General features: G+C 62.6%; 16 protein-coding genes. 9 read left to right on the top strand and 7 right to left on the bottom strand.

The window, feature by feature from the left end:
- Window positions 1-16 precede the first annotated feature (16 nt).
- Entirely contained in the window at window positions 17-409 is a 393-nt protein-coding gene (gene msrB / locus PMI20_RS24250) for a peptide-methionine (R)-S-oxide reductase MsrB (protein WP_007931439.1), read from the bottom strand.
- Between the two features lie 224 nt (window positions 410-633).
- On the opposite strand from msrB, the gene PMI20_RS24255 reads away from it, so the two are divergent.
- Entirely contained in the window at window positions 634-1,845 is a 1,212-nt protein-coding gene (locus PMI20_RS24255) for a pyridoxal phosphate-dependent aminotransferase (RefSeq protein ID WP_007931438.1), read from the top strand.
- A gap of 306 nt (window positions 1,846-2,151) precedes the next feature.
- Window positions 2,152-3,042 (top strand): protease HtpX, encoded by an 891-nt coding sequence (gene htpX / locus PMI20_RS24260; protein ID WP_007931437.1) that lies wholly within the window; start codon window positions 2,152-2,154, stop codon window positions 3,040-3,042.
- A gap of 69 nt (window positions 3,043-3,111) precedes the next feature.
- Here the strand turns inward: htpX and PMI20_RS24265 are convergent, their stop codons facing one another.
- The gene (locus tag PMI20_RS24265) at window positions 3,112-3,768 is read right to left on the bottom strand and encodes a thiopurine S-methyltransferase (protein WP_007931436.1); all 657 of its coding nucleotides are present in this window, start codon (window positions 3,766-3,768) and stop codon (window positions 3,112-3,114) included.
- A 101-nt stretch (window positions 3,769-3,869) separates the two neighbouring features.
- Between PMI20_RS24265 and PMI20_RS24270 the strand changes: the two genes are divergently transcribed.
- Window positions 3,870-4,637 carry a DODA-type extradiol aromatic ring-opening family dioxygenase gene (locus tag PMI20_RS24270; RefSeq protein WP_007931435.1) on the top strand — a complete coding sequence of 256 codons (768 nt, stop codon included), beginning with the start codon at window positions 3,870-3,872 and terminating at the stop codon, window positions 4,635-4,637.
- A gap of 113 nt (window positions 4,638-4,750) precedes the next feature.
- Here PMI20_RS24270 and PMI20_RS24275 read toward each other — a convergent pair whose 3' ends face one another.
- Window positions 4,751-6,424 carry a DEAD/DEAH box helicase gene (locus PMI20_RS24275; protein ID WP_007931434.1) on the bottom strand — a complete coding sequence of 558 codons (1,674 nt, stop codon included), beginning with the start codon at window positions 6,422-6,424 and terminating at the stop codon, window positions 4,751-4,753.
- Between the two features lie 119 nt (window positions 6,425-6,543).
- Here PMI20_RS24275 and PMI20_RS24280 point away from each other — a divergent pair, with 119 nt between their 5' ends.
- A complete protein-coding gene (locus PMI20_RS24280; RefSeq protein WP_164485202.1) occupies window positions 6,544-6,879 on the top strand; it encodes a hypothetical protein in 336 nt (111 codons plus the stop codon).
- Entirely contained in the window at window positions 6,845-7,636 is a 792-nt protein-coding gene (locus PMI20_RS24285) for a crotonase/enoyl-CoA hydratase family protein (protein WP_007931433.1), read from the top strand. The genes PMI20_RS24280 and PMI20_RS24285 overlap by 35 nt, the downstream gene beginning before the upstream one ends.
- 77 nt (window positions 7,637-7,713) lie before the next feature.
- Here the strand turns inward: PMI20_RS24285 and PMI20_RS24290 are convergent, their stop codons facing one another.
- Complete coding sequence (locus PMI20_RS24290) at window positions 7,714-8,469, bottom strand: spermidine synthase (RefSeq protein WP_007931432.1); 756 nt, start codon at window positions 8,467-8,469, stop codon at window positions 7,714-7,716.
- A 161-nt stretch (window positions 8,470-8,630) separates the two neighbouring features.
- Between PMI20_RS24290 and PMI20_RS24295 the strand changes: the two genes are divergently transcribed.
- The gene (locus tag PMI20_RS24295) at window positions 8,631-9,977 is read left to right on the top strand and encodes a class II 3-deoxy-7-phosphoheptulonate synthase (protein WP_007931431.1); all 1,347 of its coding nucleotides are present in this window, start codon (window positions 8,631-8,633) and stop codon (window positions 9,975-9,977) included.
- Window positions 9,978-10,024: 47 nt separating this feature from the next.
- On the opposite strand, the gene PMI20_RS24300 is transcribed toward PMI20_RS24295, so the two are convergent.
- Together PMI20_RS24300 and PMI20_RS24305 are read right to left on the bottom strand one after the other, a co-directional pair.
- The gene (locus PMI20_RS24300; protein WP_007931418.1) at window positions 10,025-11,236 is read right to left on the bottom strand and encodes a winged helix-turn-helix domain-containing protein; all 1,212 of its coding nucleotides are present in this window, start codon (window positions 11,234-11,236) and stop codon (window positions 10,025-10,027) included.
- Window positions 11,237-11,300: 64 nt separating this feature from the next.
- A complete protein-coding gene (locus tag PMI20_RS24305) occupies window positions 11,301-11,522 on the bottom strand; it encodes a DUF1127 domain-containing protein (RefSeq protein WP_007931409.1) in 222 nt (73 codons plus the stop codon).
- Between the two features lie 97 nt (window positions 11,523-11,619).
- Between PMI20_RS24305 and PMI20_RS24310 the strand changes: the two genes are divergently transcribed.
- Entirely contained in the window at window positions 11,620-12,474 is an 855-nt protein-coding gene (locus tag PMI20_RS24310; protein WP_162136185.1) for a LysR substrate-binding domain-containing protein, read from the top strand.
- Here the strand turns inward: PMI20_RS24310 and PMI20_RS24315 are convergent.
- Complete coding sequence (locus PMI20_RS24315; protein WP_007931407.1) at window positions 12,464-13,213, bottom strand: sulfite exporter TauE/SafE family protein; 750 nt, start codon at window positions 13,211-13,213, stop codon at window positions 12,464-12,466. The two genes, PMI20_RS24310 and PMI20_RS24315, sit on opposite strands and share 11 nt — an antisense overlap.
- Before the next feature lie 107 nt (window positions 13,214-13,320).
- Here PMI20_RS24315 and PMI20_RS24320 point away from each other — a divergent pair, with 107 nt between their 5' ends.
- Both PMI20_RS24320 and PMI20_RS24325 read left to right on the top strand, forming a co-directional pair.
- Window positions 13,321-14,271, top strand: a complete 951-nt coding sequence (locus PMI20_RS24320; protein WP_025805488.1) for a LysR family transcriptional regulator — start codon at window positions 13,321-13,323, stop codon at window positions 14,269-14,271.
- A gap of 75 nt (window positions 14,272-14,346) precedes the next feature.
- A complete protein-coding gene (locus PMI20_RS24325; protein ID WP_007931403.1) occupies window positions 14,347-14,808 on the top strand; it encodes a MarR family winged helix-turn-helix transcriptional regulator in 462 nt (153 codons plus the stop codon).
- The last annotated feature ends 3 nt before the right edge of the window (window positions 14,809-14,811 follow it).

Raw genomic sequence — 14,811 nt, forward strand, 5'->3', positions numbered from 1 at the left:
TGGCCGCTCGCTCCGGTCAGCGTGGAACCAGGTCCAGGCACACCGAGTTGATGCAGTAGCGCAGGCCGGTCGGCGGCGGACCGTCCGGGAACACATGCCCCAGGTGCGCATCGCATTTGGCGCAGACCACTTCGGTACGGATCATGCCGTGGCTCAGATCACGGATCTCGACCATGGCGCTCTCGCCGATCGGCTCGTAGAAGCTCGGCCAGCCGCAACCGGAATCGAATTTGGCCCTGGAGTCGAATAACGGCGCATTGCAGCAGATGCAGTGATACACACCGTCGGTCTTGGTGGCGTTGTACTTGCCCGAGAACGGTCGTTCGGTGCCTTTGAGACGACAGACGTTGTACTGCTCCGGATCGAGCATGGCACGCCATTCTTCAAGGGTTTTTTCCAGCTTTTCCATGGTCCTTCCTCTGCAACTGAAAAAGCCCGATCTGTATCTTTTCCACGGATCGGGCGGCACGTATGATTGCGCCTCGTTAGACGCCAGTCTGGCAGCCGTGTTACACGGGTTCAAACGGATTTTGCCGCCGCGAACCCAGGCTTCAGGCCTGTGTGCAAACGCAGGATTCCCAGTACGGTAGCTCACTCACCGTCTGGATCGTTCATTTTCGGGAACACATCGCCATGCAGGTCAGCAAATCGAACAAGCTCGCCAACGTCTGTTATGACATTCGCGGCCCAGTGCTCAAGCACGCCAAACGCCTGGAAGAGGAAGGCCATCGCATCCTCAAGCTGAACATCGGCAACCCGGCGCCTTTTGGTTTCGAAGCGCCGGACGAAATCCTCCAGGACGTGATCCGCAACCTGCCGACCGCACAGGGCTACAGCGACTCCAAGGGCCTGTTCAGCGCACGCAAGGCCGTCATGCAGTACTACCAGCAAAAGCAGGTGGAAGGCGTCGGCATCGAAGACATCTACCTGGGCAACGGCGTTTCCGAACTGATCGTCATGGCCATGCAGGCCCTGCTCAACAACGGTGACGAAGTGCTGGTCCCGGCCCCGGACTATCCGCTGTGGACCGCGGCCGTGAGCCTGGCCGGCGGCAACCCGGTGCACTACCTGTGCGACGAGCAGGCCAACTGGTGGCCGGACATCGCCGACATCAAGGCCAAGATCACCCCGAACACCAAGGCCCTGGTGATCATCAACCCGAACAACCCGACCGGCGCGGTGTACCCCAAGGCAGTGTTGCTGGACATGCTCGAACTGGCACGCCAGCACAACCTGGTGGTGTTCTCCGACGAGATCTACGACAAGATCCTCTACGATGATGCCGTGCACGTCTGCACCGCCTCCCTGGCGCCGGACCTGCTGTGCCTGACCTTCAACGGCCTGTCCAAGTCCTACCGGGTGGCCGGTTTCCGTTCCGGCTGGGTGGCCATTTCCGGTCCCAAGCACCACGCCCAGAGCTACATCGAAGGCATCGACATGCTGGCCAACATGCGCCTGTGCGCCAACGTGCCGAGCCAGCACGCCATTCAAACGGCGCTGGGCGGCTATCAGAGCATCAACGATCTGGTGCTGCCACCGGGCCGCTTGCTGGAACAGCGCAACCGCACTTGGGAACTGCTCAACGACATCCCCGGCGTCAGTTGCGTCAAGCCTATGGGCGCGCTGTACGCCTTCCCGAAAATCGACCCGAAAGTCTGCCCGATCCACAACGACGAGAAGTTCGTCCTGGACCTGCTGCTCTCGGAGAAACTGCTGGTGGTTCAGGGCACCGCCTTCAACTGGCCATGGCCGGACCACTTCCGCGTCGTGACCCTGCCACGGGTCGATGACCTGGAACAGGCGATCGGCCGTATCGGCAGCTTCCTCAAGTCGTATCGCCAGTAAAGTAAGCCTTGCGACGCAGTGCGGCCGCCACGGTCGCACTGCGATTAATTCAGCAACACTTCTGTACTCCCTGCTACGCCTACCCTTCTGTATCTTTGCCTTGCGCCTTGTGCCCAGTGGTTGCATGCCTCTGAAGTGCGGCTCGGCTTCCGGTGGCTGCCCAACTGCGACAGAAAGCTCATGCAAGCGTCTAAAATCAGCCTGCAGGACACAGTTTGAAATAGTCACCCGGTTGAATAGGCCGGTGCCGCACCTTATATACCCCGCAGAACGCTACATCTTTAGCATGAGGAGATTTCTACAACCATGATGCGCATCCTGCTGTTCTTGGCCACTAACCTGGCGGTCGTGCTGATTGCCAGCATCACCCTGAGCCTTTTCGGCTTCAACGGGTTCATGGCGGCCAATGGGGTTGATCTCAACCTCAATCAGCTGCTGGTTTTCTGTGCGGTCTTTGGTTTCGCCGGTTCCCTGTTCTCGCTGTTCATCTCCAAGTGGATGGCGAAAATGAGCACCAGCACCCAGATCATTACCCAGCCTCGTACTCGTCATGAGCAATGGCTGCTGCAAACCGTCGAGCAACTGTCCCGCGAAGCCGGGATCAAGATGCCCGAAGTCGGTATTTTCCCGGCCTACGAGGCCAACGCCTTCGCCACCGGCTGGAACAAGAACGACGCGCTGGTTGCGGTCAGCCAGGGCCTGCTCGAGCGTTTCTCGCCCGATGAAGTGAAAGCCGTGCTGGCCCACGAGATCGGTCACGTGGCCAACGGCGACATGGTCACCCTGGCGCTGATCCAGGGCGTGGTAAACACCTTCGTGATGTTCTTCGCGCGCATCATCGGCAACTTCGTCGACAAGGTGATCTTCAAGAACGAAGAAGGCCAGGGTATCGCCTACTACATCGCGACCATCTTCGCCGAACTGGTCCTGGGTATCCTGGCCAGCGCCATCGTCATGTGGTTCTCGCGCAAGCGCGAATTCCGTGCCGACGAAGCCGGCGCACAACTGGCCGGTACCGCGGCCATGATCGGCGCCCTGCAACGCTTGCGCTCGGAACAGGGCCTGCCGGTGCACATGCCCGACACCCTGAATGCCTTCGGCATCAACGGTGGCCTCAAACAAGGCCTGGCTCGCATGTTCATGAGCCACCCTCCGCTGGAAGAGCGTATCGACGCCCTGAGCCGTCGTCGCGGCTGATAACGCTGGCAAACACAAAAAAGGGCGACGCAAGTCGCCCTTTTTCATGGTCTGGAAAAAGGCCGGGGCTCAGCGCGCCAGCAAGCGATAGACCCGTTCTTCGAGGCGGGTCACGCCGCCCTGGAGAAACTTCCAGCTCTCGCCAAGAATGTCCCGCACCTCCTCGACCTGCAGCTGCCAGCGCTTACCGAGCAAGACCTTGACCTCGTCATCGAGCACGGCGAAAGGCGGCCCCGCCATCAGCGCCTGGTCGTAATCCAGGGTGATCAGCAGCCCCTGGCAGCCCTGAGGCAGGACCGACTGCAGATGCGCCGCATACCGCTCACGCATCTGCGGCGGCAAGGCAATCAACGCCGCGCGGTCGTACAACGCCTGGCAGCCGGCGACATCCGTGGCCTGCAGGGCAAAAAAGTCGCCGCACCAGAGCTGGATCGGGCCGTACTCATAGACTTTGAATCCACCTCGAAGCTCAACCTGCGGCTGCACCTGCTGCTCGCTGAAAAAGTCCTGGATGGCCTTCTCCGACAACTCGATACCCAGCACCTGATGACCCTGGCTGGCCAGCCAGCTCAGGTCCAGGCTCTTGCCGCACAGCGGCACCAGTACCCGCGAACCCGGTGCCAGCTCCAGCTGGGGCCAGTAGCGTTGCAGGTAAGGATTAACCTCGGACAAATGGAAGCCGATCTGATTCTGTTCCCACCGTTTGTGCCAAAACTCCGGCTGCATAAATCACCCTGAAATTCGATCAAAAACCACAAAAACTTATATTAGATTCAGATCAATGATCTGATTGAAGATGGTGCATCTTAACGCTCAGGACCTTATTCATGCTCCCTAGCCTGTTCATCTCCCACGGATCACCGATGCTCGCCCTGGAACCCGGCGCCAGCGGCCCGGCCCTCGCCCGCCTGGCCGCCGAGCTACCGCGCCCCAAGGCCATAGTGGTGGTGTCGGCCCACTGGGAAAGCCAGGACCTGCGGGTCAGCAGCAACCCGCAACCGCAAACCTGGCATGACTTCGGCGGCTTTCCCGCCGCGCTGTTCGCCGTGCAATACCCCGCCCCCGGCCAGCCTGAACTGGCGGAACAGGTGGCGCAGTTGCTCAGGGCCGATGGCCTGCCGGCGCAGCTCGACGACCAGCGCCCGTTCGACCACGGGGTCTGGGTGCCGCTGTCGCTGATGTACCCACAGGCGGATATTCCGGTGGTCCAGGTGTCTCTGCCCAGTCGCCTTGGACCAGCCCTGCAGACTCAGGTCGGGCATGCCCTGTCCAGCCTGCGGCAACAGGGGGTGTTGTTGATCGGCTCGGGCAGTATTACCCACAACCTGCGCGAACTGGATTGGCACGCCGGCCCGGAAAGCGTCGAGCCGTGGGCCAAGGCGTTCCGCGACTGGATAATCGAGAAACTCGCCGCCAATGATGAAGCCGCGTTGCATGACTACCGTCGCCAGGCGCCGAATGCCGTACGTAGCCACCCCAGCGATGAACACCTGCTGCCGCTGTACTTCGCCAGAGGCGCCGGTGGCGAATTCAGCATCGCCCATCAAGGCTTCACCATGGGCGCGCTGGGCATGGATATCTATCGCTTCGGTTGATGCCCTTGCCGGGCCTGGCGCATCACGATGCGACAACTGATCCAACCCCCAGGCAAAAAAAATCCCCGCACCAGGCGGGGATTTTTTCGTTCAACCAATCAGCTCAGCACTGATCAGTCTTCGCGATAGCGACGCAGCTTCAACTGCTTGCCGGCCACGCGAGTGTCCTTCAGCTTGGTCAGCAGACGCTCCAGACCTTCCTCCGGCAGCTCGACCAGGCTGAAGCTGTCACGCACCTGGATGCGACCGATGGCTTCGCGGGCCAGGCCGCCTTCGTTGAGGATGGCGCCCAGCAGGTTCTTGGCCGCGATACCGTCACGCGCGCCCAGCGCGGTACGGCAACGGGCACGACCTTCAGCCAGAGGCATCGGTGCGCGACGCTCACGCTCGCCGCGATCAGGACGATCGCCGGAACGCTCAGGACGGTCGCCACGTGGCGCGCTGTTCGGCACCAGTGGGCGTTCCTTCTCGATCGCTGCCAGGTTCAGCGCCTGACCGTTGGTGGCCTTGCGCAGCAGGGCCGCGGCCAGGGCACGCGGGCTGCAACCGATATCGGCGGTCAGGCGATCCAGCAGATCACCGTGGGTCGATTCAGCGTCAGCGACCAGCGGCGACAGGCTGTTGGTCAGCTTCTTGATGCGCGCGTCGAGAACGGCTTGAGCGTCCGGCAGACGAACCTCGGCAACCTTCTGACCGGTTACACGCTCGATCACTTGCAGCATGCGGCGCTCACGTGGAGTCACCAGCAGCAGCGCACGACCTTCGCGACCGGCACGGCCGGTACGGCCGATACGGTGCACGTAGGATTCCGGGTCGTACGGCATGTCCACGTTGAATACGTGGGTGATGCGTGGTACGTCCAGGCCACGGGCAGCAACGTCGGTCGCCACAACGATGTCCAGGCGGCCATCCTTGAGGGAGTCGATCACACGCTCACGCTGGTTCTGGGCGATGTCGCCGTTCAGCGCAGCGGCCTTGTAGCCTTTGGCTTCCAGGGCACTGGCCAGGTCCAGGGTCGCTTGCTTGGTGCGCACGAACATGATCAGGGCGTCGAAATCTTCCACTTCCAGCAGGCTGAGAACAGCAGAAGTCTTCTGGTCAGCGTGAACCAACAGGTGAGCCTGTTCGATCGCGGTGACGGTCTGAGTCTTGCTCTGGATCTTGACGTGTTTCGGGTCCTTCAGGTGACGCTCGGCGATCGCACGGATCGACTGCGGCAGGGTGGCCGAGAACAGTACGGTCTGACGGGTTTCCGGCATGGCCTTGAAGATGACTTCCAGGTCATCCATGAAGCCCAGTTTCAGCATTTCGTCGGCTTCGTCGAGAACCAGGTGGTTCACGGTAGCCAGGACTTTTTCGTCGCGACGCAGGTGGTCGCACAGACGGCCCGGAGTGGCGACAACGATCTGTGCGCCATTACGGATTGCTTTCAGTTGTGGGCCCATCGGCGCGCCGCCGTAGACAGCCACAACAGTTACGCCCGGCATTTGCTTGGCGTAGGTTTCGAAAGCGGTTGCAACTTGCAGCGCCAACTCACGGGTTGGGGCCAGGATCAGAGCTTGCGGCTCGCGCTTGGACGGATCAATGCGGTGCAGGATAGGCAGGGCGAACGCGGCGGTCTTACCGGTACCGGTTTGCGCCTGACCAATCATATCGTGACCGGCGAGGATGATCGGGATCGACTGCTGCTGAATGGCCGAAGGCTCTTCATAGCCGGTAGCGACTACTGCAGCGACAATATTGGGATGAAGTTCAAGAGCGGCGAAGCCGCCGATTTCCTGGGTCATGGGTCTGCCTCTAAGTGCATCCGCAAAGACCCATGCTCCAAAGCTGCGCATGCCGTGTAAGACTCAAGAGTCACCCTGGCAGCTTTGTCGGCGGGGATTTGCGAAAACGATTGAAAGAAATGAACGTCAAGGATAGTCCGCGCAGCGGACAAGCAGCCGAAGCTGACTTCGGGGAATTGCATCACCTAAACGAGGCCCGGTTAAAGGCCGGCGCGCACTATACCGGAATTACTCAAAAAAGGGAGTTTTTTTTATCGGAAAAACCCGCTGAATACCTAGTTGTCACAGGCTTTGCGGATAATCCGGCAAAGGTCTATTTTGCACAGGCCCACGCCTGTCGGGGGATGACGCTTAAACGGTTCATCTTGCCGGCCGATACCGTCGGTCCGAGACACTCTTTACCGTCCGAGGAAATGCCCCATGAGCCAGCCCAGTTGCAGTCGCGTCAGCCGTGAACAACGTGGTCATCTCTTCCTCATCGGCCTGGACCGGGTCGCCAAGCGCAATGCCTTCGACCTGCAGTTGCTCGATCAACTCAGCCTGGCCTACGGCGAGTTCGAGGCCAGCAGCGAGGCCCGGGTCGCCGTGGTGTTCGGCCATGGCGAGCACTTCACCGCGGGGCTGGACCTGGCCAACGTCGGGGCGAAACTCGCCGAAGGCTGGCAGGCACCGGCCGGCGGTTGCGATCCCTGGGGCGTCTTCGCCGGGCCACGGGTCAGCAAACCGGTGATAGTCGCGGTGCAGGGCTACTGCCTGACCATAGGCATCGAGCTGATGCTGGCGGCGGATATCAACCTGTGCGCCAGCAATACCCGCTTCGCCCAACTGGAAGTGCAACGCGGCATCTTTCCCTTTGGCGGCGCCACCCTGCGCCTGCATCAGATCGCCGGCTGGGGCAATGCCATGCGCTGGTTGCTCACCGGCGACGAATTCGACGCCCATGAAGCCCTGCGCCTGGGGCTGGTGCAGGAGGTGATGGCCAGCGAAGACCTGCTGCCCCGCGCTCTGGCCCTCGCCGAACGGATCGCCTGTCAGGCGCCGCTGGGGGTTCAGGCGACCCTGATGTCGGCCCGACAAGCGCGGCTCGAAGGAGAAAGCGCGGCAGCGCAGGGGCTGCCGCCGCTGGTGAAGGTGCTGTTGAACAGCGAGGACGCCAAGGAAGGTGTGCGAGCGATGGTCGAGAAGCGCCCGGGGGTGTTCAAGGGGTGTTGAGCGGCCTGAACCCGTGGTGAATGTGAGGTCCTATCGCGGGCAAGCCTCGCTCCTACAGATGCGCTCGGCCAGCAAACTCAGGTCGCCGGACGGATGCACTTGATCAACGACTGCAACGAATAGCCCAGGCGTGGCGCCAGCGCCTCAGCCCGGGCGCTCAGACCGTCCATGTCCAGACCCTGCTCCAGGTCGGACGGCACGATCAGAATCACGTTGCCCTCCTTCACCGGCAGCTCCCAGTAGTGCCGATGGTAAAGCCCGCGCAGCAAGGCCGCACCGAGCGGCTTGCCATCGTCGGTGGCCCACTGGTTGATCACCAGCCAGCCGCCCGGGTTGAGACGCTTCTGGCAGTTTTCCAGGAACCCCCAGGCCAGGTGCCCGACGCCCGGTCCGACATCGGTGTACAGGTCGACGAAAATCAGGTCCGCCGACTCGGCGCTGTCCAGCAGCTCGAGCGCATCGCCCACCCGGATATACAGACGCGGATCGTCATCCAGCCCCAGGTACTCGATAGCCAGGCGCGGCACGTCCGGACGCAGCTCGATGGCCTCGACATCGTCCAGCGGCAGGAACTTGAGGCAGGCCTGAGTCAGGGTACCGGCGCCCAGGCCGAGAAACAGCGCACTCTCGGGCTGCTCATGGCACAGCGCACCGATCAGCATGGCGCGGGTGTAGTCGTACTCCAGCCAGCTCGGGTCGGCGGTAAACACGCAGCTCTGCTCGATGGCATCGCCAAATTCGAGGAAGCGGTAATCCGCCACTTCCAGTACCCGAATCATGCCGAACTCATCGTGCACTTCGGCGAGCAGGCGCTCGACGCGCTCCTCAGTCATCTCTTCTCCTAGCCGCGACGGGGCTCAACCTCGCCGTCGCGATAAACCAGCCGCTCGGCGCCGAGCGGGAAAGGCGCGATTGTCCGCGAACCGGCGGGAACAGGTCACGCACTAATTGCTGATAACATGCCTGTCCGACCTTAAAAACACCCGAGTCCGTGATGAGCCAACCCTGGAGCCCTGACAGCTGGCGCGCCCTGCCGATCCAGCAACAACCCGTCTACCCCGACGCCGCACACCTGTTGCAGGTCGAGCAGACCCTGGCCAGCTACCCGCCGCTGGTGTTTGCCGGCGAAGCCCGGGAGTTGCGCCGCCAGTTTGCCGAAGTGACCCAGGGTCGTGCCTTTCTGTTGCAGGGTGGCGATTGCGCCGAGAGCTTCGCCGAGTTCTCGGCGGCGAAGATCCGCGACACCTTCAAGGTCCTGCTGCAGATGGCGATCGTCATGACCTTCGCCGCCGGTTGCCCAGTGGTCAAGGTCGGGCGCATGGCCGGCCAGTTCGCCAAGCCGCGCTCGGCCAATGACGAAACCATCAATGGCGTGACCCTGCCGGCCTACCGCGGCGATATCGTCAACGGCATAGGTTTCGATGCGAAAAGCCGGGTGCCGGACCCGGACCGCCTGCTGCAGTCTTATCACCAGGCCACCGCCACCCTGAACCTGCTGCGCGCCTTTGCCCAGGGCGGTTTTGCCGACCTGCACCAGGTGCACAAATGGAACCTGGACTTCATCGCCAACTCCGCCCTGGCCGAGAAGTACAGCCAGTTGGCCGACCGCATCGACGAAACCCTGGCCTTCATGCGCGCCTGCGGCATGGACAGCTCGCCGCAGCTGCGCGAGACCAGCTTCTTTACCGCCCACGAGGCGCTGCTGCTGAACTATGAGGAAGCCTTCGTCCGTCGCGACAGCCTGACCAACGACTATTACGACTGCTCGGCGCACATGCTGTGGATCGGCGATCGCACCCGCCAGCTCGACGGCGCCCACGTCGAATTCCTGCGCGGGGTGAATAACCCGATCGGGGTCAAGGTGGGCCCGAGCATGAACACCGAGGAGCTGATCCGCCTGATCGACATCCTCAACCCGGACAACGATCCAGGCCGCCTGAACCTGATCGTGCGCATGGGCGTGAACAAGGTCGGCGACCACCTGCCGCAGCTGATCCGCGCGGTGGAAGGCGAAGGCAAGAAGGTGCTGTGGAGTTCCGACCCGATGCATGGCAACACCATCAAGGCCAGCAGCGGTTACAAGACCCGCGATTTCGCGCAGATCCTCAATGAGGTGAAGCAGTTCTTCCAGGTCCACGAAGCCGAGGGCAGTTATGCCGGCGGTATCCACATCGAGATGACCGGGCAGAACGTCACCGAGTGCATCGGTGGCGCGCGGCCGATTACCGAAGATGCTTTGTCGGATCGCTACCACACCCATTGCGACCCGCGGATGAACGCCGATCAGTCGCTGGAGCTGGCGTTCCTGATTGCCGAGACCTTGAAACAGGTCAAGCGTTGAACTCCTAGCATTCGATCATCCAGGGGAAGCTGGATGATTGATACTGGTCAAAGAAACGCACGCAAGCGCTGGGCGCTGGCCCTTGGGCAATTGAGCTGGACGTCGGCCAGCCCCAGCCAGTTGGCCATGCTCCGCAAGCTGCTCGCCAGCGCCTGCATCCCCTGCTCGTCCAACCCCAGATCCTCCTCATGCACGGCATGCACCGCCAGGCGCCCCTGCGCCCTTTCTGCCCGCAGGTCGACCCGCGCGGCGATCCGTTCGTGGTGCAGAAACGGCAACACGTAATAGCCGTACACCCGCTTGTGCTGCGGGGTGTAGATCTCCAGGCGATAGCGGAAATCGAACAGGCGCTCGGTGCGACTGCGTTCCCAGATCAGCGAATCGAAGGGAGAAAGCAAGGCGCTGGCCGGCACGCTGCGCGGCACCTTGGCCTCTGGCAGGCAATACGCCGCTTGCTTCCAGCCCGCCACCTCGCAGGCCAGCAGTTCGCCGCCCTCCAGCAGTTCCGCCAGGCGCGCCCGGCTGTCTGCCAGCTCCAGGCGAAAATAGTCGCGCAGATCCTTCTCGGTGGCCACGCCCAGGGCGCTGGCGGCATGCAGTAGCAAACCGCGCTGGGCATCGGCCTCGCTGAGCGGCGAATGCTGCAGGATGCTCGAAGGAATCACCCGCTCCGGCAAGTCGTACAAGCGCTCGAATCCACGCCGGCCAGCGACCGTCACCTCACCGGCGGCGAACAGCCATTCCAGCGCATGCTTCTCCGCACTCCAGTCCCACCAGGGGCCGGCGCGTTCCTCGCGGGTCGACAGGCTGCCCGCCCCGAGGGCGCCCTGTTCCTCGACCGCGGCCAGCACCCGGCGAATAGTCGCCTGCTGCTCCTGGCCAAAACGCGCCAACTGCTGGTAGATCCCCTGCCCCTGGCTGGCCCGCTGCATGCGCCAACGCATCAGTGGGTACAGCGACAGCGGCAGCAACGAGGCTTCGTGGCCCCAGTATTCGAACAGCGTGCGTTGCCGGCCCTGACTCCAGGCAGCCTGGTCCAGCAGTTGCGCGGGATAGTCGCCAAGGCGGGAAAACAGCGGCAGGTAGTGCGAACGCACCAGGGCGTTGACCGAATCGATCTGCAGGATACCCAGGCGCGCGATCAGGCGATTGAGCTGTGCGGGCCTGATCGTCGCAGGCAGCGGCCGCCCGGAAAAACCCTGGGCGGCCAGCGCCAGACGCCGAGCCTGCTTGAGGGAAAAGGACAGTTCTGCGGGCATGGCAATCTCCTTGTCTGCCCGCAAACTACCTCAGTGAGAAGTGGCTTGTGTAGCGCTTTGACGCTCATTTGTGCATCGGATCGTCCCAGAACGGTCGCACGGTCTCCCGCTCCACATCCGCGCGACTGAGGCCGATATCCTTCAGCGCCTCGTCACTCATGCCGGCCAGCATGTTGCGTTCACGGTGCAGCTCATGCCAACGGACAATCCTCTGCAGCAGGTGCCGCAAGGAAACGCCATGCCATGCAAACCGGTGAGCCAGTACAAAACCTTTTTGACCTTTCATCGTCTTGCCCTCCAGTGGGGATGGCTCAAGTCTCCACCCAGGGCTAAGATCAATCCAACGAATGTTTCTTATGCAATACATCTCGGAGTTTGATGAATTGTCCAGCTACCCAAGCATTGATACCGAGGTCCTGCGCACCTTCGTCGCCATCGCCGACCAGGGCGGTTTCACCAAGGCCGGGGAGCAGGTCAATCGCACCCAGTCCGCGGTGAGCATGCAGATGAAGCGGCTCGAGGAAGATGTGCTGCAACGCCAATTGTTCCAGCGGGAGGGCCGGCAGGTACGCCTGACCGCCGAAGGCCAAGTGCTGCTGGGTTACGCACGGCGCATCCTGAAACTGCACAGCGAGGTATTCAACACTCTGCGCGAGCCGCACATGGTCGGCACCGTGCGCATCGGTACGCCGGACGATTATGTGATGCGCTTTCTACCGGGGATCCTGTCGCGTTTTGCCCAGGCCTATCCCTTGATCCAGATCGAGGTGCATTGCGAGTCGTCCAAGCAACTGCTGCTGCGCCAGGATCTGGATCTGTCTATCGTCACCCGCGAGCCGGGCAGCGAAATCGGCCAGTTGCTGCGCAAGGAACGTTTCGTCTGGGCCGAGGCCCAGGGGTTCTGCCCCCACGAACAGACGCCGCTGCCTCTGGCGATGTTCAACAGTGATTGCTTCTGCAGGCAGTGGGCCTGCAATGCGCTGGACGCCGCCGGGCGCGACTATCGCATCGCCTATAACAGCTCCAGCCTGTCGGCACTGATGGCCGTGGTCAGCGCCGGCCTGGCGATCACCGCTCAGCTGGAAAGCCTGATCACCCCGGACATGCGCATCCTGGGCGCCGCCGAGGATCTGCCCCTGCTGCCCGAGGCCAGCATCATGCTGGTGCGCAACCTCAACACGCCTTCACCCATCACCGAATGCCTGGCCGAGCACATAGTCGAAGGCTTCAAACTTTAAAGGCGAGCATCACCGCGCAGACCACCAGGAAGCTGCAGAACAGCCCGCGCAGCATTCGCTCGGGCAGCGCATGGGCGATTTTCACGCCCCAACTGATGCTCAACAGCCCACCCGCCGCCAGCGGCAGGCCGATCATCCAGTCCACTTCCTGATGCACCCCGTAGGTCACCAGGGTCACCCCGGTGCTGGGCAGGGCCAGGGCCAGCGACAGCCCCTGGGCGACCACCTGGGTGGTGCCGAACACGCTGGTCAGCACCGGGGTGGCAACCACCGCGCCGCCGACGCCGAACAGCCCGCCCATGGCCCCGGAAGCCGCACCCAGCACACCGAGCCACGGCCAGGGATAGCGCATCTGCGCCGAAGCCGGGGCATTGGCCAGGAACATGCGCAACAGGTTGTAGGCCGACAAGGCCACCAGGAACGCGACGAAGCCGATCCGCATGACTTGGGCATCGATGCCCACCGCCCAGATCGAACCAAGCCAGGCAAAACTGAAGCCCATCAGGGCCAACGGCAACGCATGGCGCGCCTCGATCCGGTTGCGCTGGTGATAACGCCACAGCGCGAGCATCACGTTCGGCACCACCATCACCAACGCCGTGCCCTGGGCGATCTGCTGGTCCAGCCCGAACAGCACGCCCAGCACCGGAATCGCAATCAGCCCTCCACCGATCCCGAACAAGCCACCCACCGTGCCCAGCGCCGCGCCCAATACCACATACATCGCTAAATCGATCACCGCCGCTCTCCTCACTCAGGCCTTGCATGCTACGCAGTCGGCTCTGGTGCGGAAACGCACAGCAACGCACAATGGCTTTGCCAACTTCGCACAAGCAAATGTCCGCCATGAACCCCAATGCCCTCACCGATCAGCTCGGTCTGTTCCTCGATGTGCTGGAAGCCGGGAGTTTTTCCGCCGCCGCCCGCCGGCATCCCTTGACCCCTTCGGCGGTGGCCCGGCGTATCGACAGCCTGGAAAACGCCGTCGGCAGCAAGCTGTTCATGCGCACCACCCACGCGGTGGTGGCGACGGCGGCTGGCCAGGCCTTTGCCGAACGCGCCCGGCGCATCGTCGCCGAACTGCAACTGGCGCGGGCGGAAGCCGTGTCCTTGAGCCACGCACCGGAGGGCCTGATCCGCATCGACGCTCCCGCGGCGTTCGGCCGGCGACACCTGGCGCCGGCGATCGCCGATTTCCTGATGCTCTATCCGGGGCTCGATGTGCAGTTGCACCTGATCGACAGCTTCGTCGACATGCAGGGCTCGCACCTGGGCAAGGTCGATCTGGTACTACGCGCCGGACAAAGGGTCGATACCCGGATGGTGGCGACCTCGCTGGCAAGCATCGTGCGCATCGCCTGCGCCAGCCCGGCCTACCTCAAGCTGCGCGGCACCCCGGTGCATCCCGCCGAACTGAGCCAGCACGACGGCCTGGACTGGGACGGCCTGGCTCCGCTGTTCGCCTGGCGCTTCGAACTGGACGGGCAGTTGCAGACTCATCGCCCACAACGCATCCGCATGAGCGCCAACAATGCCGAGGCCCTGCTATCCGGAGCCCTGGCCGGGCTGGGCATCGCCCACCTGCCGACCTGGCTGGCCAGCGAATACCTGCTGCGTGGGGAACTGTTGCCGCTGTTCTGCGAAACCGGCCTGCCCAAACCGGAAAGCGCCGGTATCTACGCCTTGCGCCTGGAACAGCACACCAACGCTCGCAGCCGCCTGTTGCTGGAATACCTGAAGACTCGCTTCAGTCCGATTCCGCCCTGGGATCTGGCCCTGCAGAGCGCCATGGGCTGAGCACTCGTGAGAATTATCTGGCGCATTAAAGATTCGCCCGCTAGATTCAGGGCGAGTATCGATCAAGGCCCGACCATGAACACCAAAGGCTCCACCCCGGAAAAATGTGACGATCTGCTGCTGGATAACCAGCTGTGTTTCGCCCTTCACTCGACTTCGTTGCTGATGACCAAAGTCTATAAACCACTGCTGCAGGAGCTGGGCCTGACGTATCCCCAGTACCTGGCAATGATGGTGCTCTGGGAGCAGGACGGACTGACCGTCGGCGAGATCAGCAGTCGCCTGCTGACCGATCCCGGTTCATTGACGCCCTTGCTCAAGCGCCTGGAAGCCGAGGGATTGCTGAGCCGGACCCGCAGCCGCGAAGACGAACGGGTGGTGATCATCGAGCTGACCGAGCAAGGGCGGGCCCTGTATGACCGGGCGCGCGGCGTTCCCCAATGCATCCTCGGCGCCAGCGGCCTGACCCTGGAGCAACTGCGCAAACTGCAGGCCGACCTGCTGAACCTGCGTGGCCATCTGCAAGACAGTCTTTAACGG

It is taken from the genome of Pseudomonas sp. GM17 (assembly GCF_000282175.2).
In the GTDB taxonomy this organism is placed as follows: Bacteria; Pseudomonadota; Gammaproteobacteria; order Pseudomonadales; family Pseudomonadaceae; genus Aquipseudomonas; species Aquipseudomonas chlororaphis.

What these genes read in the sequence shown, in the direction of transcription:
- msrB (WP_007931439.1), bottom strand. Translation starts at nt 409, where the DNA reads ATGGAAAAGCTGGAAAAAACCCTTGAAGAATGGCGTGCCATGCTCGAT.
- PMI20_RS24255 (WP_007931438.1), top strand. Translation starts at nt 634, where the DNA reads ATGCAGGTCAGCAAATCGAACAAGCTCGCCAACGTCTGTTATGACATT.
- htpX (WP_007931437.1), top strand. Translation starts at nt 2,152, where the DNA reads ATGATGCGCATCCTGCTGTTCTTGGCCACTAACCTGGCGGTCGTGCTG.
- PMI20_RS24265 (WP_007931436.1), bottom strand. Translation starts at nt 3,768, where the DNA reads ATGCAGCCGGAGTTTTGGCACAAACGGTGGGAACAGAATCAGATCGGC.
- PMI20_RS24270 (WP_007931435.1), top strand. Translation starts at nt 3,870, where the DNA reads ATGCTCCCTAGCCTGTTCATCTCCCACGGATCACCGATGCTCGCCCTG.
- PMI20_RS24275 (WP_007931434.1), bottom strand. Translation starts at nt 6,424, where the DNA reads ATGACCCAGGAAATCGGCGGCTTCGCCGCTCTTGAACTTCATCCCAAT.
- PMI20_RS24280 (WP_164485202.1), top strand. Translation starts at nt 6,544, where the DNA reads ATGAACGTCAAGGATAGTCCGCGCAGCGGACAAGCAGCCGAAGCTGAC.
- PMI20_RS24285 (WP_007931433.1), top strand. Translation starts at nt 6,845, where the DNA reads ATGAGCCAGCCCAGTTGCAGTCGCGTCAGCCGTGAACAACGTGGTCAT.
- PMI20_RS24290 (WP_007931432.1), bottom strand. Translation starts at nt 8,469, where the DNA reads ATGACTGAGGAGCGCGTCGAGCGCCTGCTCGCCGAAGTGCACGATGAG.
- PMI20_RS24295 (WP_007931431.1), top strand. Translation starts at nt 8,631, where the DNA reads ATGAGCCAACCCTGGAGCCCTGACAGCTGGCGCGCCCTGCCGATCCAG.
- PMI20_RS24300 (WP_007931418.1), bottom strand. Translation starts at nt 11,236, where the DNA reads ATGCCCGCAGAACTGTCCTTTTCCCTCAAGCAGGCTCGGCGTCTGGCG.
- PMI20_RS24305 (WP_007931409.1), bottom strand. Translation starts at nt 11,522, where the DNA reads ATGAAAGGTCAAAAAGGTTTTGTACTGGCTCACCGGTTTGCATGGCAT.
- PMI20_RS24320 (WP_025805488.1), top strand. Translation starts at nt 13,321, where the DNA reads ATGAACCCCAATGCCCTCACCGATCAGCTCGGTCTGTTCCTCGATGTG.
- PMI20_RS24325 (WP_007931403.1), top strand. Translation starts at nt 14,347, where the DNA reads ATGAACACCAAAGGCTCCACCCCGGAAAAATGTGACGATCTGCTGCTG.